We start from the raw sequence: 22,729 nt of genomic DNA on the forward strand, positions 1-22,729 counted from the left end.
GTAGTGCCGCCCGTATCGAACGACTGGCTTGTCTCAGAGGCCGCTGTTCTGCGCGGCGGTCTTCAGGGCGTCTTCCGGCGAAGATGTCCCGAGCAGCGATTCCTGGATTGCCTGCTGCAGCGCGGTCGACAACTCCTGGTATTTCGGCGTGGTCGGGCGCGGATACATGGCGGCCAGACCGAGCTTGGCGGCGGCGATCAGTTCTTCCTGGCCCTTGGTGACGGCGGGGTCGTCATAGGAGGAGGCCCAGATCGGCAAAGAGAGCTTGGCGTACTGGTTCTGCGTCGCCTGCGAGGTCATGAAGGTGATGTACTTCCAGGCTTCGTCCGGATGCTTTGAGATCGAGGTGACGCCGAGACCCATCGAGCCGTTGACGGCCGACACCTCGCTGGTGCCGGCAACGCCCGGCGCCGGCACGACGCCGACCTTGCCGGCCACCTTCGAGTCCTTCGGGTCGTTGGCCATGTTGTACATGTAGGTCCAGTTCAGCGTGAAGGCGGCATCGCCGTTTTCGAAAACCTTGCGCACGTCCTCTTCGAGGAATTCCTTGGAATTGGGATTGGTGAGACCCGACTTGTAGCTGTCGACCATGTATTTCAGAGCCAGCAGGCCGCCGCCATTCTGGAAGTCCGGCTTGCCGTCCTTGAGGAATTCGCCGCCATAGGCGCTGACCAGCGTGGTGTAGTCGCAGATGGCCGCTTCCGCCTGCGACCAGCTCCACGCGATCGGCGTCTTCAGCAGGCCTTTGTCCTGGATGATCTTGGCCTGTGCGCCGAGTTCTTCCCACGTTTTCGGCGGGGTCTTGATGCCGGCCTTTTCCAGGATATCCTTGTTGTAAAACAGATATTTGGTGTCGAGGATCCACGGCATGCCATAAGACTTGCCGTCATACTGCACCGTGGTCCAGGCGCCGGGCAACACGCCCTTCTTCATGTCGTCGGTGATCTTGGAAGACACATCGACCAGCACCTTGTTGGTAGCGTATTCGGCCGGCCAGATGACGTCGAACAGGACGACGTCATAGCCTCCGCCCGAGCCTTGGGCGAGCACGGTCTTGTCGTGCAGGCCCTCATAGGGGACGAATTCGAGATTGACCTTGACCTCGGGATTGGCCTTGGTGAAGGCATCCGTCATGGCACGCACGTCGGCCTCGCTGTAGGCGGCCTGCGCCATGAAAAGCGCGTTGAGCGTCGTCTCGGCGAAAGCGTGGGGGACGAACAGTCCTCCGGCAAAAACCGCGCCGACCAGTGTCTTGGTGATCGTCCTAAGCATTTTCTTCTCCCATTGCAGCGTTGACGGGCCGGCGGTGCCAGACGTTCGGCATCGTCTTCCCGGATCCATGTCGCGTGACCTGAGGTGCCGGCGGACCAGTGGCGGCAGGCAGAAGCCTTGGCCATCTTGTTTTGCGGTGTTCGGCTCACATTAAGTCAACTCGCTTGACTTAATTAGTCGATCAATATTCTAATGGTGTCAAGAGGGGAAACGCCGGTGGACGACATCAGTCCGATTCGTGCCAAGAGCGGCACCAACCAGGAAGGCACGAGCGCGCATAACCGCCGTGTCATGGTCGAGGCGCTGCGTCTCAATGGCGCGCTGTCGCGGGCCGATCTGGCGCGGGCGACGCAGCTCACCAAGCAGGGGGTTTCCAACATCATCGAGGACCTGGAACGCGACGGCCTGGTCGTTGCGCTCGATGCGGTGCGCAAGGGCAGGGGCCAACCGTCGACCCCCTACAGGCTGGTGCCTGAAGGCGCTTTCGCCATCGGCCTTCAGATCGACCGTCACCTGACGCGGGCGGTCGCGGTCGATCTGATGGGCAGCGTGCTGGCGCGGGACGAGGCGAACCTGCCTTTCGATGAGCCGTCCAGGGGGGTCGAGGTGATCCTCGGCCTGATCGATGACGTTCGGCGCGAACTGGCCGGTATCTCCTCACAGTCGGAAAAACGCCTCGTCGGCCTGGGCGTCGCCATGCCCGGCCCGTTCGGCCTGAAGAACTCGGATGACAAATGGATGATGCCGGCCTGGCAGAAGTTTCCGCTGCTGGACATGCTGGCCAAGGGCACGGGACTGAATGTCGGCCTGCAGAACGATGCCGCCGCCTGCGCGACCGCCGAGCGAATCGTCGGCGCCGCGCACGGCGTCGACCACGCAGTGTGTCTTTATGTCGGCTATGGCATTGGCGCCGGGCTGATCCTCAACGGCGAACTGTACAGCGGCGGCCATGGCAATGCCGGAGAAATCGGCATGGCCTTGCTGTCGCCGGCCGGTCCGGGCTCGACACCGCTGGAACATCGCGCCTCGCTCGCCTCGCTCTATCAGCATCTTGGCCTCGATCCCACCGACGAGGACCTCTACGAAAAGATCGGCGCGCTGGCCGCGGCGGGTGATGTGAAGATCATGCGCTGGATCGAGGGCGCGGCCCATGATCTGCGCTGGAGCGTGCATCTCATCGAAACCATCTTCGATCCGCAGACAGTCATCCTGACCAGCGGCGCGCCGGAAGCGCTGGCGCGCCGGCTCGTCGAGGCCATGCATCCGCTGCATTCGTCGATCGCCGACCGGCCAGGCCGGACCTTGCCGCGCCTGCAGCTCGGCACCACCGATCCCTGGTCGATCGCGTTGGGAGCCGCGGCGGCGCCGATCAGCCGCGCCTTCGATCCGCTGTTCTCGGCGATCCTGAAGACACGTTCCGGTCCCGCCTGAAGGAGACCACGCGCAAGGCCAAGCCTCTCCCGGCGTCACACAGGGTTCATTGTCCGGACATAGCGTCTTTTCCAGTTCTTTGCTGCAATGCAATAGGAGTGGGACATGGTGGACATAGTTTCTAGCGAGGCGGGCATTCCAAGGCCGGATCATCCGCTGGATACTTCGGGTGGCGCGAAGTGGTTCCTGCCGGTCTTCGGTGTGCTGGTGCTGGTCGGGGTGGTGTATGTCGGCTACGCACTGAGCCAGGATCTGGCGGTCGCCAAGACGGTGCCGTGGATCCTGCTCGGCATCGCCTTGCTGATCGCGCTCGGCTTCGAATTCGTCAACGGTTTCCATGACACCGCCAATGCGGTGGCGACCGTCATCTACACACGCTCGCTGCCGGCGGAATTCGCCGTCATGTGGTCGGGCGCCTTCAATTTCCTCGGGGTTCTCACTTCCAGCGGCGCGGTCGCCTTCGGCATCCTGTCGCTACTGCCGGTCGAGCTGATCCTGCAGGTGGGTTCTTCCTCCGGCTTTGCCATGGTGTTCGCACTGCTGGTGGCCGCCATCCTGTGGAACCTCGGCACCTGGTTTCTCGGCCTGCCGGCGTCGAGCTCACACACGATGGTCGGTTCGATCATCGGCGTCGGCCTCGCCAACCAGTTCATGGCGCCTGCCGGCAGCGCCACCAGCGGTGTCGACTGGTCGCAGGCGACCAACGTCGGCATAACCCTGCTGGTGTCGCCGATCATCGGCTTCTTTGCCGCGGCGATCCTGCTCTATGCGATGAAGCTTCTCGTCCGCAATCCGGCGCTCTACGAGGCGCCGAAAGGCAATGCCCCGCCGCCCTGGTGGATCCGCGCGCTGCTGATCTTCACCTGCACCGGCGTCAGCTTCGCGCATGGCTCCAATGACGGCCAGAAGGGCATGGGCCTGATCATGCTGATCCTGATCGGCGTGGTGCCGACGGCCTATGCGCTCAACCGCACGCCCGACATCAACTATCTCGAAGCCTACAAGTCCGCTTCGGTCAGCGTGGAGACCGCGCTGGGCAAATATGTGAAGCCCGGTGTCACCATCGCCGATGCGAAGGATGCCAAGGCAGCCGTGCAGGATGCCGTGCGCACCCGGAGCTGGACCGACAAGACGACCGTCGCTCTGCAGAGCTACATCCACGACACGACGGCCGAGCTGCAGCCTTACGCTTCCGTCGACACCGTGCCGACCGATCTGGTCAGCAACGCCCGCAACGACATCTACCTGATCGGCGAGGCGCTGAAACTGATCGACAAGAAACAGTTGCTGCCGATGGAGGCCGCCGATCTCAAGGCGGTGACCGACTATCACAAGGCCGTCGACAACGCGACGAAGTTCATCCCGATCTGGGTGAAGGTCGCGGTGGCCCTGGCGCTTGGCCTGGGCACCATGGTCGGCTGGAAACGCATCGTCGTCACGGTCGGCGAGAAGATCGGCAAGAGCCACCTGACCTATGGCCAGGGCGCGGCCGCCGAACTCGTGGCGATGGTCACCATCGGCATGGCCGACCGCCTGGGTCTGCCGGTGTCGACGACCCATGTGCTGTCGTCCGGCGTTGCCGGAACCATGGCTGCCAACGGCTCGGGCCTGCAATGGTCGACGGTGCGCAATCTGCTGCTCGCCTGGGTGCTGACCCTGCCCTGCTCGATCACACTGGCCTTCGTGCTGTTCATCATCTTCCGCCAGGTGTTCTGAGTGGGCGAAGCGGCAACACTGACAACAACACTACCGACGGCGCCACATTGGCGCCGTCTCGTTTTCCAGCGACAGGTTCGCGACGATTTCGGGCGTCAGTCATGAACGACGCATCGCATCCGGCCCTGCTTGCCGTGACGACCAAGAGGCTCGACGAGGTGGAAGATCATCTGGTGACCGAACGGCTTGCCGACGAAAAGGCGGCTGAAAGATGTTCGCCGTCTGGCGGTCTCCCTGCACCGCCCGATCTCGGCGCTAGCGGCACTTTTCCAGGACGAGGACCGCTCGGACTGGAAGCTGTCGGCAAGGGCGCACGAGATCTTGCGCCAATCTTAGGTTCCGAGCCCGGCCCCGGCATTCCGGGCCAAGGCGTTTCAGGCCTGACCTTCAGGTCGGATCTTCGCGATGCAGGTCGTGGATGGTGACGCCGTCGGCATTGGTCGGCAGCATCAGCCACTTCTTATGACGCAGCGTGCGCTCGGTGTCCTCGAGGCCCATCTCCCAATGCTCGCGCATCGAGGTGCCCGAAAACTCATAGTCCTTGGCGTGGCCCTCATAGCCCTTGTGCTGATAGATCAGGTGGACGATGTTGACGACGCCGGCGTTGGAATAGTCGACGATCAACTCCTGCTCGCCTTCCCTAAGCTGCTCCGACGGCACGCGCTTCAGCGCATCGAGCAGCTTCATCTTCAGCGCATGGATGCGCTCGAAGTTATCGGTGTTCTGCCGCGTGCGGCTCGAATACATGATGTTCTTGTGGCGCGACAGCACGTCGGCCATGCCGCGCGGCAGCACGCCGCGGGCGCTGAACAGATCGACCTGGAAGACCAGCGAGGAACGGTCCTCTTCCTGGTCGAGCAGGTATTGCAGCGGCGTGTTGGAGACGATGCCACCATCCCAATAGTACTCGCCCTCGATACGGATCGAAGGAAAGGCCGGCGGCAGCGCGCCGCTGGCCATGATGTGCTCCGGCTCGATACGCACCTTCTCGGTGTCGAAATAGACGAAGTTACCGGTCCTGACATTGACCGCGCCGACGCTCAGCCGCTTCTTGCCGTCGTTGAGCACGTCGAAGTCGATCAGGCTCGCCAGCGTGCCCTTCAGTTCGGCGGTGTCGTAGAAGCTGGTGGCGCCTTCGGCGCCCGACAGCTGGAACCAAGGATTGGGATTGCGCGGCTTGAAGAAACCGGGCTGGCCCATCGTCATCGTCATCAACGATGAGGTCTGGTTGCGGATGTCGCGGTAGATGTCGCCTTCGGGCGTGTAGGACCAGATCTTGCGGCCGGAAATCGTCTGCCAGAACTGTTCCAGCCGCTGCAGCCGGCGGCTCGGCTCGTTGCCTGCGACGATGGCGGCATTGATGGCGCCGATGGAGACTCCGGATAGCCAGGTCGGCTCGCAGCCGGCATCGGCAAGCGCCTGATAGACCCCGGCCTGATAGGCGCCGAGCGCGCCGCCGCCCTGAAAGACCAGCGCGATACGGTCATACTGCGCCGTGATTTCCTCAATGGTGGCGGCGGCTGCCTTGTTGCGGTTACGATCAAGCACTGACTTTCTCCAGCTGGGTTGCGCTGGCAGCGGATCGGCTGTGGTCAGCGAGGTAATCATGCACGACTTCGCCCAGGCCGAGCGTCAGATCGGCCTTGAAGTGAACCGCCGACACGATGTCGAGCACGGGCAGCTTCGCCACGTCGGCCATGACATGTGGCCGCAGATCGAGCGCGGCGGGCGCCGTCCAAGCTTCCTTCAGCGTGATATCGGTGAGGTAGTAGCGGACCAGCTCGCAGATGCGCGGCGTGCCGTCGACATGGGGGATGATCTTGATAAGGAAATTGGGGGAGGCGAGCGAGGCGAGCACGGAATCGTGGTCGGCTTCCCGATGCTTGTAGCCCATCGTGCCGGTGGCGCACAGAACGCTGCCATAGTGCAGCGTGCCGACGATCACCTCGCCTTCATGGACGATCTTGGGATTGGCGAGCTTCTTTGGAAACCCCCACAGCTCGCGACCGCCGGCAATCGGCGCGTCATCGTCGAGATACATCGAATGAACGTAGCCGCCATGCTGGCCCTTGTAGCGCACCGGGATCACCTGGCCGGTCTCGGTGTAGTCGCCGAAGCCGGTGGAGTCCGGCATGCGGATGAATTCGTACTTGACCAGCGGTTCGTCGATTTCCAGCGGCGCCGGCACGACGGCCTCGAGCGCTTCGCGTGTCGTGCGATAGGTGATGATGATGTATTCGCGGTCGAAAAAGCGATAGGGGCCCGGCGGGAATGAGGGATTGGTGAGCGGCATTGCATAGGCGCGCTTAACGACATCGGCGATTTCCATGCTGTTGCCCCAAGGTTCTGTCGGACGAATTCGTTCAGGAAGGACCGCGCGAATGCGCAACGATTGTGTTGCACGGCACCATGACAGTGCCGTGTCAGCGCCTAACGACCATGGTTTCCGAACCGGCGAGGACAGGCAGGCGCTGTCTCCTGGCTTGTAATCGCATCGACATATGGCTCTGCCATTGTCATGCTGCGACGCACAATTATATCGTCATGTTCCCTCCCACCTCGCGCGAGATCTCCCATGGCTTCCCTGTCTTCGAAGAATGCCCTCGTCACCGGCTCGACCAGCGGTATCGGCCTGGCAATCGCCCGCGCCTTTGCCGCCGAGGGCGCCAACGTGACCATCAACGGTCTTGGGGATGCTGCCGTCATCGAGGGGGAGCGCGCCGGCATCGAGAAGGATTTCGGCGTCAAGTGCCGCTATTCCGATGCCAACATGATGGATGGCGCCGCGGTCACCGCCATGATCCATGACGCGGAAGAGGCGCTCGGCAGCCTCGACATACTGGTCAACAATGCCGGCATCCAGCATGTGGCGCCGATCGAGGAGTTTCCCGACGACAAATGGGAAGCCATCATCCGCATCAACCTTTTGGCCGCCTTCTACGCCATCAAGGCGGTGGTGCCCGGCATGAAGGCACGCAAATGGGGCCGCATCATCAACACGGCGTCCGCGCACGCGCTGGTCGCCTCGCCGTTCAAGTCGGCCTATGTCTCGGCCAAGCACGGCATATCAGGCCTGACCAAGACGGTGGCGCTGGAAGTCGCGCAGGACGGCATCACCGTGAACGCGATCGCGCCTGGCTATGTCTGGACGCCGCTAGTCGAAAAGCAGATCCCCGACACGATGAAGGCGCGGGGCATGACCGAGGAACAGGTCAAGCACGACGTGCTTCTGGCCGCGCAGCCGACCAAGGAATTCGTCACCGTCGAAGAGCTGGCGGGACTGGCATTGTTCCTGTGCTCGGATGCGGCCAGGCAGATCACCGGCACGACGTTGCCGATGGATGGCGGCTGGACGGCACAGTAAAATTGGTCGAAACACGCCGCCTTCAGGCCAACGCCAGGGCGCCGGCAGGAAGGCAGTACGCGGCCCATGAAAATCATCCAGCTCTCCGATCCGCATCTGATGGNGAAGCCTGCCTGGCGGATATCGGCAGGAACCATGCCGATGCCGACCTGGTGGTGATCTCAGGCGACCTGACCAATGACGGCGAGCGCGCGGCCTATGCGGCGTTGCGAGAGGCGCTGGCGCGGTTCGAGCCGCCTTGCCGGCTGATGCTCGGCAACCACGACGACAGGGCGCTTTTCCTGGAAATGTTCCCGGGAATGCCGGCCGAGTGCGACTTCGTCCAGAGCGTTTTCGATGGCGGCGATGGCCGCCTGATCCTGCTCGATACGCTGGACAGCGGACATGTCGAGGGCAGGCTGTGCGCTGCCCGTCTCGACTGGCTGGACGAGAAGCTGCACGAGGCGCGCGACAGGCCGGTCTTCCTCTTCATGCACCACCCGCCGTTCCGCATCCACATGCCTGTGCTCGACAAGGTCAGGCTCGCCGACGCCGATGCCTTCCATGACATTCTCCGGCGCCATGGCAATGTCGGCCACATCTTTGCCGGCCATGTCCACCGGCTGATCGCCGGCAGCTGGCGCGGCATACCGGTGAGCACGCTACGCAGCACCAACCATCAGAGCGCCCTCGATTTTTCGGACAGCTGGCGGCTCGGCCACGAGCCGCCAGCCTGTGCCGTCATCTTCATCGATGCGGATGGAGTGGTCGTCCATTTTCACGATTTTGAGGCGGGCCGGCCCGAGCCGGTCAAGGGTCCTTGACGAGGCGGCTTTCGCCGCCGCCAAGATGGGTCTCCCACACATGATCGGAGATCAGCCGCCGGTATCGCGGGGTCATGACCAATTTTCTGTGCGAGGCGCCGCCGACGTGGAAAAAGGCGCCGCCCAGCATGCGATGGTTCGCTTCCATCCCATCAAAGTCGAGATCGGCTGCCGTCTTTTGCGCATCGGAAACATCGTTCTCGCCAAGCCCGCGATACAGCAGGCTCCAGTTTCCGCCGCCGGTGTCCATTCCGCTGGCAAAGCGCGGTGTGAAGTCCAGGTCCAGTCCTTGCACGGCGCTGAAGCGGAAGAAGCAGAACCCAGCCCACAAGAACCAGGCTTCGGGGTCCGCTTGCGCTGGGCGCTTTGAGCCATGGACGATTTTACCCTCCATCGCCGCGGCGATATCCACCGGGACGGTCGGAAAGCAGTCGTGATCCAGAAATCCGAAAAGCTCCGGCCGCAATGGCCGAACGATGTTGTGGAAGATCCAGTTCATGGATATCCCGTGCGACCGGTTGGGATGGCTTTCCCGGTTCCGAGGCAAACCGAAATAAGCGATTTTTCGCGCCCGGCAGATGTCCGCGATGCGCACCCTGGCCGTTCGATCGGATGAATTGTCGATGACCACCAGCGTCATTCCCGAGGAATATAATTGCCAGGCTCGGGTGAGCGCATCGATGACCCAGGGCGTGTTGAAGGCAATGACAAAGCAGAAGCGCCGGGAGCCGGTTTGCCGCAGCTCCTCGGCGAATTTCAGGCCTTCGGCAACGCCGCGCCCGCGAAAATCACGCTCAACCAAGGCGTTGCGAAAAGCCTTGGCCTTTCTGACAGGCCAATTGTGATTCAGCAGATCAACAAGGCCCTTGGCCGGTTTCCAGCTCATTACAAACTTCGCCACGGCTCCAAATCGGATGCTCGCTCCATAAGACGAAGCTCATCCTCCCACAACCCCGGTCTCGAATCGCGAGAATTTTTGCGACCACCGGCTTGTCGTACACGCGTGCTGTATTTCAGCCTGATCTGGCCGCGGGCGCTATCAATCGCGACATCGTAGCGCTAAAATGCCATGGGGTTCTGCACGGGGGTTGATATGTTAGTCGTGATCTTCTTGCGCGCATTGCGCGCCGTTCCCTTCCTTGCCGCGAGTATTGTCTTTGCCATGGGCGCCCAGGCGCAAGCGGTCGAATTCAGGACAATCACGATCAAGGTCGGCTATGGCCCCGGCGGGGGCTATGACCAGACATCGCGGCTGATCGCCCGCCACTTCGGCCGGTTCCTTCCAGGCAATCCGGATATAGTCGTCCAAAATGTGCCCGGGGGCGGCAGCCTGAAACTCACCAAGATGGTGCTGGGCAGCGAGCCGTCCGACGGCAGCGTCATCGCTTCCGTCAGCGAAGCCATGTCATATGCGCCAGTGCTCGATCCTCAGAACGCCAATTTCGATCCGCTTGCCCTGCAGTGGATCGGCTCGCTCGTCAACGAGCCGGCCTATTGCCTGACGGCCAAGAGCTCCGGCGTCGACACGATGGACAAGTTCCTGCGGTCTGATTTCCTGATAGGGGCGACGGGCAAGAGCAGTGTGACCTATATTTTCGCGGCGCTGGTCAAGAATGGACTGAAGGCGAGGTTCAAGATCGTGACGGGCTTTGAAGGCACAGCCGACATCGAACTGGCGATGCAGCGGGGCGAAATCGCCGGAATGTGCGGAGTTTCCAGTTACAACATCTCCGGAAACCGCGATACGCTCAACCTCATTGGGACGTTCGGTTCAGGCACCGTCGCAGGCAAGGAGAAGCTTATTCGGTTCAGTGACAAGATCGGGGATACCAAGGTCCGGGAGGCGGCCGCGCTCATCGAGACGACCTTGCAGTTCCATCACCCGTTGGTTGTCCCACCGGGCACGCCCAAGGAGACGGTCGAAGCGCTGCGCAAGGGATATATGGAGATGGTCAGGGATCCGGCATTCCTGGCTGACGTCGGCAAGCTCAGTGAAATGACCGTCAACGCCACCAGCGGCGAAGATATAAGCCGGCTTGTCTCGAAGCAGTTGAAGGTGGATCCGAATGTGTTCGAGACCGCCAGAAATCTGGTGAAGTAGATTCCCGCCGAGGCTCAACGGTGGATCTGATCCTCACCGCCGTCGTCGAGATGGCCCAGCCGTTTCGCATGCTGATGCTGGTGACCGGCGTTTTCGTCGGCCTCGTCGTCGGCGTTGTCCCGGGCATTGGCGGGCTGTTCGCGATGGCCTTGCTCATCCCCATGACCTACAACATGGACGCCTATGCCGCCTTCGCGCTCCTGCTCGGTATGGGATCGGTCAATACGACCTCCGATACGATCCCGGCCATCCTGTTCGGGGTTCCGGGCTCGGTCGGCGCGGCGGCGACGGTGCTCGACGGCCATGCCATGGCAAAAAAGGGCGAAGCCGCGCGCGCCTTCGGCGCCTCCTATTCCGCGTCGATGATTGGCGGCGTGTTCGGCGCTCTGGTGCTTGCCGCAGCTATTCCCATCATGCGACCGCTTGTCCTCTATCTAAAGACGCCGGACTTCTTCGCCATCTGTGCCTTCGGCCTCTCTATCGTCGCGATGCTGGCCGGGAGCCAGCCGCTGAAGGGGCTGGCTGCGGCCATGTTCGGCATGCTCGCCTCGTTTGTCGGCATCGATAAGATCGCCGGCATCGACCGGTGGACCTTCGGTGAAATCTATCTTTGGGACGGTCTGCCGGTGGCCCTGGTGTTTCTCGGCCTGTTCGGCCTACCGGAGCTGGCTTCGCTCCTGTTGCGTGGCTCTATCCAGGGCAATGCGGAGCGACCGACCTATGCGGGCATGTGGCAAGGCATCAGGGACACGTTGCGGGAGTGGCCGCTGGTGCTGCGATGCAGCAGCATCGGTTCGCTGCTTGGCGCGGTTCCCGGTGTCGGCATCGCGGTGCTGGACTGGATCGCCTATGGCCATGCGTCACGGCGGCCTGGCTCGGGACCGAAATTCGGCCAAGGCAATGTCAGGGGTGTCATCGCGCCCGAGAGCGCCAACAATGCCAAGGAGGGCGGCTCGCTCATCCCGACCATCGCCTTCGGCGTGCCGGGTTCAGCCTCGATGAGCATCCTGCTCGGCGCGTTTGTCGTCCATGGGCTCGTTCCCGGCCCTGACATGCTGGGCAAGAATGCCGCGCTCACCATGTCGATGGTGTTCAGCATCGCCGTGGCGAATATCGTGGGCGCGGTGACCTGCCTTGTGCTGACCCGGCCGCTGGCGCGCGTGGCGCAGGTTCCGGCCGCCATACTGGTGCCACTGGTGGTCACTTTCATCGTGGTTGGCGCATACCAGACCAATATGAGCGCCTTCGATTTCGCGCTGGTCATCGGCGTCGGCGCCGTCGGCATGGCGATGAAGGAACTCAACTGGCCACGCTCGGCCTTTTCCCTGGGCTTCGTGCTCGGCCCCAGCCTCGAGAACTATTTCTTTCTCGCCTATCAGATTTCCGGCTGGTCGTGGCTTGCCCAGCCGCTGGTGCTCATCCTGCTTGGACTGGCCGTGTTCGGGGTCGTCAGGCAGACGCTGTCGTGGTTCAGGGCCAGAAATTCCGGCGGACCGCTGCCACCCGCGCTGCCAGACATTGTCGCAGGCGCCACCATGACATTGCTTGCGTTCGCGGCGTTGGTGACGGCCGTGACCGGCTTTCCCTTCGAGGCCGCCATCTTCCCGATCATCACGGCCGGATTGCTGATGGCGTTTTCGCTGGTGACCACAGTGCAGACGTCGCTGCGATGGCGCAGGCGGGCCACGCCTGTCCGATCCGCGCCTGCCGCGATACCAGGCGAATGGTCTCCGGTTTCGGAACCCACCATGAAAGGCAATCTCGCGATCATCGGCCTTTGCCTAGCCCTCGCCTTTCTCATCCTGTTGGTCGGGCACCTGGCAGCGACCTTTATTTTCGTTGCCTGCAGCATAGTGGTGCTTGGAACAAAGTCGAGGCGGCCACCCCTGGTGATCGCTGCCGCCGCGACGGCCTTTGTCTATTCGGTCTTCGACATGCTGGCATCCCAGCCCTGGCCGACGCCGTGGCTCGCAGGCATCGGTGGGATTTTCTAAGAACCCTTATGGGGCAGCAGTGCTTCGACCATCTGGCGGCGCAGCAGCTTGCCGTTGCCGCTGTAAGGCAGCGTTGCAACGAGCCGTATCTCGCGCGGGCGCCGGTCGGGCGCGATGTTGGCGCGCATGAAAGCCTGGAATTCCTCGACTGTTCCCCGGTCGGAGACGATGAAGGCAGCGATTTCCTGCCCCATGGTCTCATCTGGAAAGCCGGCCACGGCGACGTCCTGCACCTTGGCATGGGTGCGGATCAGCTTTTCAAGCTCCTGCGGCGCCACGCTGACACCGCCGCGAACAATCATATCGGCCTCCCGATCGACGATTGTGATAAATCCGTCGGCGTCCAGAAATCCTATATCGCCAGGGATGCCCCAGTCGGAGCTCATGATCTGCGGATCGACGAACAGGCGGTTGCCGGGCATCAGGACCGCGGATGCCATGGTCGGGGTCCACGCCTTGATCAGCCCGCGCTCACCTTGCGGCAATACGCGGCCATCGGCGCCGAGGATTTCGACCTGTACGCCGGCGACCGGACGGCCGGCGCTTTCCGGCTTTGCCAGAATATCCCCGCCCCATAGCGAGGATATGATGCCGGTGAGGCTCGATGAGTAGCTGATCCGGTATCCGGAGGAGAGATAACGGTAGGCAGCGATCTTGTCTTCGCCTCTGGCCGGTCCGCCTATGCTGTAAAGAACAGAAAGCTCGGGAAGGAGGTGGCTCGCGCGTTCGCCTGCTTCCTTGACCATCCGTGCAATCACCGATGGTGCCAGCGCCGTGCCGCTTGCGTGGAACGATAACAGCGCCTCGATGAGTTCCGAGGGAGTGAACAGGGGCGGGAAGAACCGGACGACGCCGCCATAAAGCAGATAGCCAAGAACCTGGTGGCGCATTGCCGAGTATGACAGGGCCATCGGGGTCAGGAATCGCTTGGCGGTTCCCTCCACGACGCTCCGGCGCGCCGCGATGCGCCTGGCGAGCGCCTCATGCGACTGGGTGTAGGCCTTTGGATCGCCCGTCGTGCCGGATGAAAAGATCAAAAAGGCCGGGGCGGCATCGTTCGGCGGGGGGCCGACGTCGGATCCCGGCGCCGGGGCCGATTTCCAGCCAGCGTCGAAAAGGGCGTTCGGATAGACCTCATCGCCCGGCATGGCGCGGCTTTCGAAAACCATTCTAAGATCGAAGTCGCGGGCCTGCCTGGCTCGCTGACTCCTGGGAGTTCGAAAGTCAACGACAACAGGGGTCGCGCCGATCTTCCAGCAGGCGAGGATGGAAAGGATCACGTCGATGTTGTCGACCATGGCGAGGCCGACGCGGTCGCCCGGCCGGATGTCCGATGCGCTGAAATTGGCTGCGAGATGCCCGCTCTGCGTCAGGGCCTGGGAATAGGTGATATCAGACCGGCCGCTGACCATCGCTACCTTGTCGCCATGCGCGGCGAAGGCCTCTAATATCTGCCGACCAAAACTCATTGACGATGCGGGTTTTCGCGCGCGGCTTCGCTCCGGGCGGAAAGGAAGGTCAAGATCTCCGCGTCGATCGCGTCCATGTTGGCCTTGCGGAATTTGTTATGCGTACCCGGCATGACGACCGTTTTCACGCTGGCCTTGTTAGACGCCCAGCCCTTGTAGTCCTTCACTGTAGTGGCTCCCCATTCCGAACTGGCGAGGATGAGGATGTCGCAGGGATAGGACGAGGGCACGAAACCGGCCGCGGCCTGCAGCAGCGCGCTCTTGTATGCTTTCTTGCGCAGATGGCGGCCCAGGCGGGTCTGTCCGAAGCCGACCGTCGTCAGCGTGTCTCGCAACAGGCGCCAGTAGACCACCTTGCGCACGATATCGCGCCGCCTCCTCTCGGTGAGGCGATCGTCGGGCATCGGCTTCAGCCAGGCCGAACCTGGCGACGGCGGATCGATGAGCACGATTGCCGGCCGCTTGCCCGTCGCCTCATGGCTCAGCCGTCCGACCTCGATCGCGAGCAGGCCACCCACGCATATGCCGCCGATGACTTCAGGGTGCCTGCCTGTTACCGAGATGAAGGCTTCAAAATAGTTGGTGCCAATTTCGGCCATGGTGGAATAGGGCGTCTCGCCGGGTTCGGTGCCCATGCCGCGCACCGCCATGATCGCGTATTTCTCTTTCAGACGCCTGCTGAAGCGATTGGCGAACAAGGCCGAGCCGGTGATGCCGTGGATCATCGCGATCGGCTCCTGGCCGACGCTGCCGGACACGGGCACTATCAGCTCACGGGCCGGATGCTCCGGCACCAGCGATGCGATCAAGCGGCCGAATTCGCGGGGTGTCTGCGCTTCGAGCAGGACAGAAGTCTGCAATTTCACGCCGAACCGCTTCTGCACGGCGAGCACCAGAGTCTCCGCCATCAGCGAATCGCCGCCGAGATCGAAGAAATTGTCGTCGAAGCCGACGGCCGGCACCTTCAATTCCGCGGCGAAGATGCCGGCAATCGCATGGGCCGGTCCATCGCCCGGCGGCGGCATAGGTCCTGCCCGTTGTAGGACGTTCATCGGAAAACCCCTAACCGATGGGTGTTCACTGCTAATGCTTTTACGCAGGGTGAGAGCTCCTAACAAGTGTCCTGTGCGCCGCGCGATGAGACGCTCGCGAACAGCCGTTGCGTGCAGTCCAGTGACGGCAATGCCGAATCCCGCGATTTGCCGGCTCTTCAACAGGTTTTTCGTCCTGCTGAATGCCTTGTGAAAGTGCTGCAAAAGCACGCGGATTTGGACATTAGTCTTGACAGAAATACAGATGTTCAATACCCGTCAGGCAATCAACGAGCCTGCATTATGGGAGGAATGAGCGGTATGGCGTCCAATGTTTCGTTGACGGGCCTTGCCCGCGATCTCGAGGAACGCGGCAAATCGGGCAAGCCGATCCGCATCGGGCTGATCGGCTCGGGCGAGATGGGAACCGACATCGTCACCCGCGTCGCCCATATGTCGGGCATAGAGATCGGGGCGATCTCCGAGCTGAACCTGCCGGCCGCCAGCAAGGCGGTGGACATCGCCTTCCAGGAAACCGGGCATGCGCGCGAGGTGTCGAACGCCTCGGCGATGACGGCCGCCATGGAGGCCGGCAAGGTGGCGGTGACCAACGACGCCGGCCTGGTCATCAACAACGATCTTATAGACGTCGTCATCGATGCCACCGGCGTTCCCGCCGTCGGCGCCGAAATCGGCTTGCGCGCGATGGAGCATGGCAAGCATCTGGTGATGATGAATGTCGAGGCCGACGTCACCATCGGCGCCTATCTCAAGAGCGAAGCCGACCGGCTCGGCGTCACCTATTCGCTGGGCGCCGGCGACGAGCCGTCCTCCTGCATGGAGCTGATCGAATTCGTCTCGGCGATGGGCCACCCGATCGTTGCCGCCGGCAAGGGCAAGAACAATCCGCTCAACATCGACGCCACGCCGCCCGCCTATGAGGAAGAGGCCAGGCGCCGGCACATGAATGTGCGCATGCTGGTCGAGTTCGTCGACGGCTCGAAAACCATGGTCGAGATGGCGGCGATCGCCAACGCCACAGGTCTGGTGCCCGACAAGGCCGGCATGCATGGCCCGGCCGCGACGCTTGGTGAACTCTCCAAGGTCCTGGTGCCGCAAAAGGATGGCGGTGTGCTGTCCAGGGTCGGCGTCGTCGACTATTCGATCGGCAAGGGCGTTGCCCCCGGCGTCTTCGTCGTCGCCGACATGTCGCATCCGCGCATCTCGGAGCGCATGGAAGATTTGAAGATGGGCAAGGGCCCTTATTTCACTTTCCACCGTCCCTATCACCTGACCTCGCTTGAAGTGCCGCTGACCTGCGCCCGCGTCGTGCTCTACGGCAAGGCCGACATGGTGCCGCTGGCCAAGCCGGTAGCCGAAGTGGCCGCCGTGGCCAAGAAGGACATGCAGCCCGGCGAGAAGCTCGATGCGATCGGCGAATATTGCTACCGCGCCTGGATCATGACTGCACCGGAAGCGCATGCCGCAAGGGCCATTCCCTGCGGCCTGCTGCAGGGCGGGTCGGTGACGGCGCCGATCAAGAAGGGTGAGCTTATCACCTACGCCAATGCCGCCCCGGCAGCGGGCTCCAAGATCGCCGAACTGCGCGCGCGCCAGGACAAGCTCGTCTACGGCACCGTGGAGGCGTAATCATGGCCGGAGCCAGCAAAGCCGTCGCGGACAGCCGCGCCAACCTGCCCTTCGTCTATCGCCAGTACAGCGCCGAGCAGCTGAAGCAGGTGCTCTACAAGATGTACCTCATCCGCCGCTTCGAAGAGGGCGCGGAGGAAAGCTACACGCGCGGCCTCATCCACGGCACCATGCATCTGTCGATCGGCCAGGAGGCCAGCGCCATGGGCATATGCATGCCGCTTGGCGAGGACGACCAGATCACCTCGACCCATCGGGGGCATGGCCACTGCATCGCCAAGGGCGCCGAGGTCAAGCGCATGTTCGCGGAATTCTTCGGCAAGACCACCGGCTACTGCAAGGGCCGCGGCGGTTCGATGCACATTGCCGATGTCGCCAAGGGCAATCTCGGCGCCAATGGCATTGTCGGCGGCGGCATTCCGATTGCCGTCGGCGCCGCGCTGTCCGCCAAGATGATGAAGACCGGCAAGGTCGTGGTCTCCTTCTTCGGCGACGGCGCCAACAATGAAGGCGCCTTCCACGAGGCGCTCAACATGGCCGCGGTCTGGAAGCTGCCTGTCATTTTCGTTTGCGAGAACAATGGCTACGGCATGTCGACATCGACGGCCCGGTCCACCGCGGTGAAGAATATCGCTGATCGGGCCGCCGCCTATTCGATGCCGGGCGTCATCGTCAACGGCAACATCTTTTCCGAGGTCGCCGAGGCTTCTTACAAGGCGGTCGAGCGGGCACGTGCGGGCGAGGGGCCGACGCTGATCGAATCCAAGACCTATCGCCATCGCGGCCATTCCAAGAGCGACCGCAATCGCTACCGGACCAAGGAAGAGATCGAGGACTGGATGTCGAACCGCGATCCGATCACGCTGTTCGAAAACGAGTTGCGGGAATTCGGATTCATCGACGACAAGGGCATCGAAGCCATCCGCGAGGGGGTGGCGCGGGAGATCGTCGACGGCATCGAGTTCGCCAAGGCGAGCCCGTCGCCTGACGTCAGCGAGACCGGCAATTACGTGTATACGGAGCAGGCGTGATGGACGCGATGGTGCGTGAACTGAGCTACGCCCAGGCGATCCAGGAAGCCATGGCAATCGCCATGGACATGGACGAGCGCGTCTTCCTGATGGGCGAGGACATCGGCGTCTATGGCGGCGCCTTCCAGGTGACCGGCGACCTCGTCGATCGTTACGGCGCGGACCGGGTGCTGGACACGCCGATCTCGGAACTCGGCGGCGCGGGCGTCGCTGTCGGCGCCGCGCTGACCGGCATGCGGCCGATCTTCGAATTCCAGTTCTCCGATTTCGCCACGCTGGCCATGGAGCAGATCGTCAACCAGGCTGCCAAGATGCGGTTCATGCTGGGCGGCGAGGTTTCGGTGCCCGTCGTGATGCGCTTTCCCGCCGGCTCCGGAACAGGCGCCGCCGCGCAGCACAGCCAGAGCCTGGAAGCCTGGCTTGGCCACGTGCCGGGTCTCAAGGTTATCCAGCCGGCGACACCACATGATGCCAAGGGCATGCTTCTGGCTGCTGTCGCCGATCCCGATCCAGTGATGATCTTCGAGCACAAGCTGCTCTACAAGATGAAGGGCCCGGTGCCTGAAGGCTATTACACCGTTCCGATCGGCAAGGCAGATATCCGCCGCGAGGGCCGCGATCTCACCATCGTCGCCACCTCGATCATGGTACAGAAGGCGCTCGACGCCGCTGCCGCGCTGGAAGCCGAGGGCATCGACGTCGAAGTCGTCGACCTCCGGACCATCCGGCCGATGGACAAGCAGACGGTCATCGACAGCGTCAAGAAGACGTCGCGGCTGATGTGCGTCTATGAGGCGGTCAAGACGCTGGGCATCGGCGCCGAGGTCAGCGCCATGATCGCCGAGAGCGAGGCGTTCGATTATCTCGATGCGCCGATCGTGCGGCTGGGCGGTGCGGAAACGCCGATCCCCTACAATCCGGAACTGGAAAAAGCCACGGTGCCGCAGGTTCCGGACATCGTCACCGCCGCGCGCGACCTCGTCAAAGGGGTTCGCTGATCCATGCCGACCGAAGTCATTCTTCCCAAGGTCGACATGGATATGGCGACCGGACAGATTTCGCGCTGGTTCGCCGAGGAAGGCGCCACCGTGAAGAAGGGCGATTTGCTGTTCGAGATCGAAACCGACAAGGCGGCGATGGAGATCGACGCTCCGGCAAGCGGTGTGTTGCGCGACGTGACCGGCAAGGAAGGAGTCGATATTGCGGTCGGATCGGCGGTTGCCTGGATCTATGCCGAGGATGAGACCTATGGAGCTGGCGCGAAGCAGAATGGGACGCCAATCTCGCCTCTCGTGGGGGAGATGTCGGCGAAGCCGACAAGGGGGGGCGCTGTCCCACTAGCGTCCCGTCCCCTCACACTCCCCTCTGCCCTGCCGGGCATCTCCCCCACGAGGGGGGAGATTGGCCAATCTGCGTCGGGCGGCCGCGCGACACCGCTGGCTCGCCGTCTGGCGCGCGAGGCGGGCCTCACTCTTTCAGCCATATCCGGCACCGGCCCACACGGCCGCGTGGTCAAGGCGGATATCGACGCGGCGATTGCCAAGGGCGGCGCCAAGGAAGCTCCGGCGGTCGCTACCGAAGCTCTGGTCCCTGCCTCCGCCCCGCCGGTGAAGGCGATGTCGGACGAGCAGGTGCTGAAACTGTTCGAGCAAGGCTCCTACGAACTCGTCCCGCACGACAATATGCGCAAGACCATTGCGCGCCGCCTGGTCGAGGCCAAGACAACCATCCCGCATTTCTACCTGACGCTCGACTGCGAGCNGGCCTGATCACGCCGATCATCCGGCATGCGGACGACAAGACGCTGTCGGTCATCTCCAACGAGATGAAGGACCTGGCCAGCCGCGCCCGCAGCCGCAAGCTGAAGCCGGAAGAATATCAAGGCGGCACGACCGCCGTCTCCAACCTCGGCATGTTCGGCATCAAGGACTTTGCCGCCGTCATCAACCGGCCGCATGCGACGATCCTGGCGGTCGGCGCGGGCGAGCAGCGGGCGGTGGTCAAGAATGGTGAGATCAAGATCGCGACCGTGATGTCGGTGACGCTGTCGACCGACCATCGTGCGGTTGACGGCGCGCTGGGGGCCGAATTGCTGGTCGCGTTCAAGAAGCTGATCGAGAATCCGATGGGCATGCTGGTCTAGTTTCCTGCCGTAAGCCGGCGCCAATGATGCGCCGGCTCATGATGAAACGACTTGTCAGGCACCGACCCTTGACCCATGTTCTCTGGTGATCGCGACCAAGGGAGGCCAACATGCCTGCATTCGACCCGTCTGACGTCAAAACCTTGTTCGGCAAGGTCATGGGTGCATCGCCTTCCGACATCAAGCTGGTGGCGCAGCGCCTGCACGATCATGCTTTCGAGCCACGCATGTCGGCGGAAGAGACAAGGCGGCTTGTCGTCGGCCTCGGCTACGACAGCCTCGATGCGTTCTGCAATGATATCGGCCTGCCCGCTCATATCGCCGAGCGCTGGAACCGTTTTGGCGTTTCGGGCGAGATGAAGCAGGTGTTCACGCTGCTGGCGGGGCAGCGTAGACGCGTGGCCGAAGCGATCGCCGAATTCGAATCCATGACCCATGTCGGCGTCGAGGATTTTTTGCGCGAGCGCGGATTGATTTAAGCCCTGCAGGCGTCTCAGCCCGCCTTGGCCAGCAACGCCATGGCGGTGTCGCTGTCGGTGATCAGCACATTGGTGCTGACAGCCTTGAGCGCGGCGAGGATTGCCGCCACCTTGCGCTTTCCGCCGGCGGCCAGCACGACATTCGGCACATGGGCGACGACATCGAGATCGATCGCCATCACGCGCCGGTTGACTTCGTGGTCGACGAGCCTGCCGGTGGCATCGACGAAATAGCACAGCATGTTGGCGACCGCGCCTTTTGCCTTCAAGGGTGTAATCAGCGATGACGGCACGATGCCATGCCGGAAGATGGTTGCATCGGGCGACATGTCGCCGACGGTGAGCAATGCGATATCGGCCGCCGCGGCGCGCCGGCGCACGTCCTGCAGCGTCGGCTGGGCCCACAGGAGATCGCGCAGTGAAGGGTCCTCCACCATTACCGGCGCCGTGATCTGATAGCTGTCGACCTCGAACACATCGGCGACCTTGGCGGCCACGATCGACGGATTGATCCATTGCGAATGGGGCAGGCTGCCGACAAGCGCCACCACGGAGGCTCGCTTCAAGTGCCGGCGGGCGAGGAAGCCCAGGCTGGCATGCAGCGTGGCGCCACCGCCGATCGCCAGCGTCATGCCATCCTGCATCTGCTCGCCGAGATAGGCCGCCACGGCGTGGCCGATGGCCTTCTCCAGATGGTCGTGAACCGAGGGTGTCGGGATGACGACCGCAGCGTTGAGGGCCCAGCGTTTTTCCAGTTTCCGCTCAAGCGCCACCTGTTCGGCTGTCGGCGCGTTGATCGTGGTAACGACGATGCCTTCAGCGGTACAGGCGGCCAGCGTACGCATGACCTTCACCCTGGAGACACTGAGCTTTTCGGCGATCTGCTCCTGCGTGAAGCCCTCGACGTAATAGAGCCATGCCGTCTTGACGCTGAGGTCCGACGAGACCATCGGCAGGCGAGCCGGTGCGGGCTTTTGCGTGGGCATGGATTGTCGTCCCTCATGCGTCATGGCCGCCGGCGGAGTCCTCATCCGGGAAAGGCCGCTCTTATGTCAATCGGATGCCGGGTTCGCGGCAGGCCGATTATCGCATAATTGTGATCATTTGTAATTGACATCGTACATATGAACATATTTTGTCCGTTGCACGCGCTGTGTCATCCACCAGTCATATGCGCCGTGCAGGGAGGAAGAGACGGGGTGCTGGCCAGCGGCCGGACCGGTCATGCACAGACAAGACAGGAGGTCTCATGAAGACGCACTTCATCAAGCAGCTGGCTAGCCAGCTGGCGCTCGCGGCAACTTTGTTTGCCGGCGTGGCAAATGCTGAAACACTGACGCTCTACACATCCCAGCCCGAGGCAGATGCAGCCAAGACCGTGGATGCCTTCAAGAAGGCACAGCCCGACATCGACGTCACCATCTATCGCTCCGGAACCAGCGACATCCTGACCAAGCTGGCGGCCGAGTTCGCCGCAGGCAGCCCGCAGCCCGACGTGCTGCTGATCGCCGACGCGGTGTCGATGGAACTGCTGAAGAAGGACGACCGGCTGCTGGCCTATCCCGAGGCCAAGCTCGACGGCATCGAGGCGGATGCCTATGACGCCGACAAGACTTATTTCGGCAGCAAGCTGATCACCACCGGCATCGTCTACAACACCGCTGCCGCCGAAAAACCGCAGCATTGGGCGGACCTCGCCAAGCCGGCCTATGCCGACAGCCTGGTCATGCCGAGCCCGCTCTATTCCGGTGCGGCCGCCTACCTGCTTTCGGGCTTCGTCGGCGACAGCAATTATGGCTGGGATTTCTTCCAGAAGCTGAAGACCAACAATACCGTCAGCGTGCGCGGCAATGGCGCGGTGCTGAAGTCGGTGGCATCGGGCGAGAAGCCCTATGGCATCCTCGTCGACTTCATGGCGATGAACGCCAAGAAGAAGGGTTCGCCCGTCGAATTCGTGTTCCCCTCTGAAGGCGTGCCGGCCGTGACAGAACCAGTGGCCATCATGAAGACAGCCAAGAACGTCGACGGCGCGAAAAAGTTCGTCGACTTCATTCTGTCCGATGAAGGCCAGAAGCTGGCACTGTCGATGGGTTACCTGCCGGCACGCGCCTCGGTCGGTCGTCCCGAATGGCTGCCGGAAGGCGTGAAGGTCAACGTGATGCCGTTCGACACCAAGGCGATCGTCGCCAAGACCGACGCCGACAAGGCGAAGTTCCAGGACCTGTTCGGCGGCTGAGCCGGCAAC

At 62.7% G+C, this 22,729-nt stretch carries 19 protein-coding genes and 1 pseudogene; 13 read left to right on the plus strand and 7 right to left on the minus strand.

Translation table 11 applies throughout. The features are described from left to right. Positions 1–33: 33 nt before the first annotated feature. Positions 34–1,272 carry an extracellular solute-binding protein gene (locus X742_RS145985; RefSeq protein WP_023774151.1) on the minus strand — a complete coding sequence of 413 codons (1,239 nt, stop codon included), beginning with the start codon at positions 1,270–1,272 and terminating at the stop codon, positions 34–36. A gap of 216 nt (positions 1,273–1,488) precedes the next feature. Here X742_RS145985 and X742_RS145980 point away from each other — a divergent pair, with 216 nt between their 5' ends. The 3 genes from X742_RS145980 (at position 1,489) to X742_RS1000000174175 (ending at position 4,844) form a co-directional block, all read left to right on the plus strand. Beyond that, complete coding sequence (locus tag X742_RS145980; protein WP_023774152.1) at positions 1,489–2,703, plus strand: ROK family transcriptional regulator; 1,215 nt, start codon at positions 1,489–1,491, stop codon at positions 2,701–2,703. Positions 2,704–2,808: 105 nt separating this feature from the next. After that, positions 2,809–4,419, plus strand: a complete 1,611-nt coding sequence (locus tag X742_RS145975) for an inorganic phosphate transporter (RefSeq protein WP_023774153.1) — start codon at positions 2,809–2,811, stop codon at positions 4,417–4,419. 101 nt (positions 4,420–4,520) lie between these two features. Beyond that, a complete protein-coding gene (locus tag X742_RS1000000174175; RefSeq protein ID WP_023774154.1) occupies positions 4,521–4,844 on the plus strand; it encodes a hypothetical protein in 324 nt (107 codons plus the stop codon). Here the strand turns inward: X742_RS1000000174175 and X742_RS145970 are convergent. Both X742_RS145970 and X742_RS145965 read right to left on the minus strand, forming a co-directional pair. Then, positions 4,807–5,967, minus strand: coding sequence for a patatin-like phospholipase family protein (locus X742_RS145970; protein ID WP_023774155.1), 1,161 nt, complete (start codon positions 5,965–5,967; stop codon positions 4,807–4,809). The genes X742_RS1000000174175 and X742_RS145970 overlap by 38 nt on opposite strands. Continuing rightward, positions 5,960–6,748 carry an acetoacetate decarboxylase gene (locus X742_RS145965; RefSeq protein ID WP_023774156.1) on the minus strand — a complete coding sequence of 263 codons (789 nt, stop codon included), beginning with the start codon at positions 6,746–6,748 and terminating at the stop codon, positions 5,960–5,962. The genes X742_RS145970 and X742_RS145965 overlap by 8 nt, the downstream gene beginning before the upstream one ends. Before the next feature lie 246 nt (positions 6,749–6,994). On the opposite strand from X742_RS145965, the gene X742_RS145960 reads away from it, so the two are divergent. Both X742_RS145960 and X742_RS01000000170500 read left to right on the plus strand, forming a co-directional pair. Then, positions 6,995–7,783, plus strand: a complete 789-nt coding sequence (locus X742_RS145960; protein ID WP_023774157.1) for a 3-hydroxybutyrate dehydrogenase — start codon at positions 6,995–6,997, stop codon at positions 7,781–7,783. 2 nt (positions 7,784–7,785) lie between these two features. Continuing rightward, positions 7,786–8,586, plus strand: a complete 801-nt coding sequence (locus X742_RS01000000170500; protein WP_245275597.1) for a phosphodiesterase — start codon at positions 7,786–7,788, stop codon at positions 8,584–8,586. Here the strand turns inward: X742_RS01000000170500 and X742_RS0137925 are convergent. Beyond that, the gene (locus X742_RS0137925; protein WP_032924267.1) at positions 8,573–9,472 is read right to left on the minus strand and encodes a hypothetical protein; all 900 of its coding nucleotides are present in this window, start codon (positions 9,470–9,472) and stop codon (positions 8,573–8,575) included. The genes X742_RS01000000170500 and X742_RS0137925 overlap by 14 nt on opposite strands. 207 nt (positions 9,473–9,679) lie before the next feature. Here X742_RS0137925 and X742_RS145955 point away from each other — a divergent pair, with 207 nt between their 5' ends. Next, positions 9,680–10,687 carry a hypothetical protein gene (locus X742_RS145955; protein WP_023774159.1) on the plus strand — a complete coding sequence of 336 codons (1,008 nt, stop codon included), beginning with the start codon at positions 9,680–9,682 and terminating at the stop codon, positions 10,685–10,687. 20 nt (positions 10,688–10,707) lie between these two features. After that, entirely contained in the window at positions 10,708–12,681 is a 1,974-nt protein-coding gene (locus tag X742_RS145950) for a tripartite tricarboxylate transporter permease (RefSeq protein WP_023774160.1), read from the plus strand. On the opposite strand, the gene X742_RS145945 is transcribed toward X742_RS145950, so the two are convergent. Together X742_RS145945 and X742_RS145940 are read right to left on the minus strand one after the other, a co-directional pair. After that, on the minus strand, positions 12,678–14,150 hold the full coding sequence (locus X742_RS145945; protein WP_023774161.1) for a class I adenylate-forming enzyme family protein: 1,473 nt from the start codon (positions 14,148–14,150) through the stop codon (positions 12,678–12,680). The two genes, X742_RS145950 and X742_RS145945, sit on opposite strands and share 4 nt — an antisense overlap. Further along, positions 14,147–15,202 (minus strand): acyl carrier protein, encoded by a 1,056-nt coding sequence (locus X742_RS145940; RefSeq protein WP_031248243.1) that lies wholly within the window; start codon positions 15,200–15,202, stop codon positions 14,147–14,149. The genes X742_RS145945 and X742_RS145940 overlap by 4 nt, the downstream gene beginning before the upstream one ends. Before the next feature lie 300 nt (positions 15,203–15,502). Between X742_RS145940 and X742_RS145935 the strand changes: the two genes are divergently transcribed. From X742_RS145935 to X742_RS145920, 5 genes and pseudogenes are all read left to right on the plus strand, one after another. Next, on the plus strand, positions 15,503–16,831 hold the full coding sequence (locus X742_RS145935) for an NAD(P)H-dependent oxidoreductase (RefSeq protein WP_023774163.1): 1,329 nt from the start codon (positions 15,503–15,505) through the stop codon (positions 16,829–16,831). A gap of 2 nt (positions 16,832–16,833) precedes the next feature. Beyond that, positions 16,834–17,862, plus strand: coding sequence for a thiamine pyrophosphate-dependent dehydrogenase E1 component subunit alpha (locus tag X742_RS145930; RefSeq protein ID WP_023774164.1), 1,029 nt, complete (start codon positions 16,834–16,836; stop codon positions 17,860–17,862). Further along, entirely contained in the window at positions 17,862–18,860 is a 999-nt protein-coding gene (locus X742_RS145925; protein ID WP_023774165.1) for an alpha-ketoacid dehydrogenase subunit beta, read from the plus strand. The genes X742_RS145930 and X742_RS145925 overlap by 1 nt, the downstream gene beginning before the upstream one ends. A 3-nt stretch (positions 18,861–18,863) precedes the next feature. Then, positions 18,864–20,005: pseudogene (locus X742_RS01000000170505) on the plus strand (dihydrolipoamide acetyltransferase family protein). 110 nt (positions 20,006–20,115) lie between these two features. Then, a complete protein-coding gene (locus X742_RS145920) occupies positions 20,116–20,484 on the plus strand; it encodes a hypothetical protein (RefSeq protein WP_023774166.1) in 369 nt (122 codons plus the stop codon). Between the two features lie 14 nt (positions 20,485–20,498). Here X742_RS145920 and X742_RS145915 read toward each other — a convergent pair whose 3' ends face one another. Then, the gene (locus X742_RS145915; RefSeq protein ID WP_023774167.1) at positions 20,499–21,470 is read right to left on the minus strand and encodes a sugar-binding domain-containing protein; all 972 of its coding nucleotides are present in this window, start codon (positions 21,468–21,470) and stop codon (positions 20,499–20,501) included. 263 nt (positions 21,471–21,733) lie between these two features. Between X742_RS145915 and X742_RS145910 the strand changes: the two genes are divergently transcribed. After that, positions 21,734–22,720: an ABC transporter substrate-binding protein gene (locus X742_RS145910; protein WP_023774168.1), complete on the plus strand. Its 987-nt coding sequence runs from the start codon at positions 21,734–21,736 to the stop codon at positions 22,718–22,720. The last annotated feature ends 9 nt before the right edge of the window (positions 22,721–22,729 follow it).

The sequence above is a fragment of the Mesorhizobium sp. LNHC229A00 genome, from assembly GCF_000502415.1.
Lineage (GTDB): Bacteria > Pseudomonadota > Alphaproteobacteria > Rhizobiales > Rhizobiaceae > Mesorhizobium.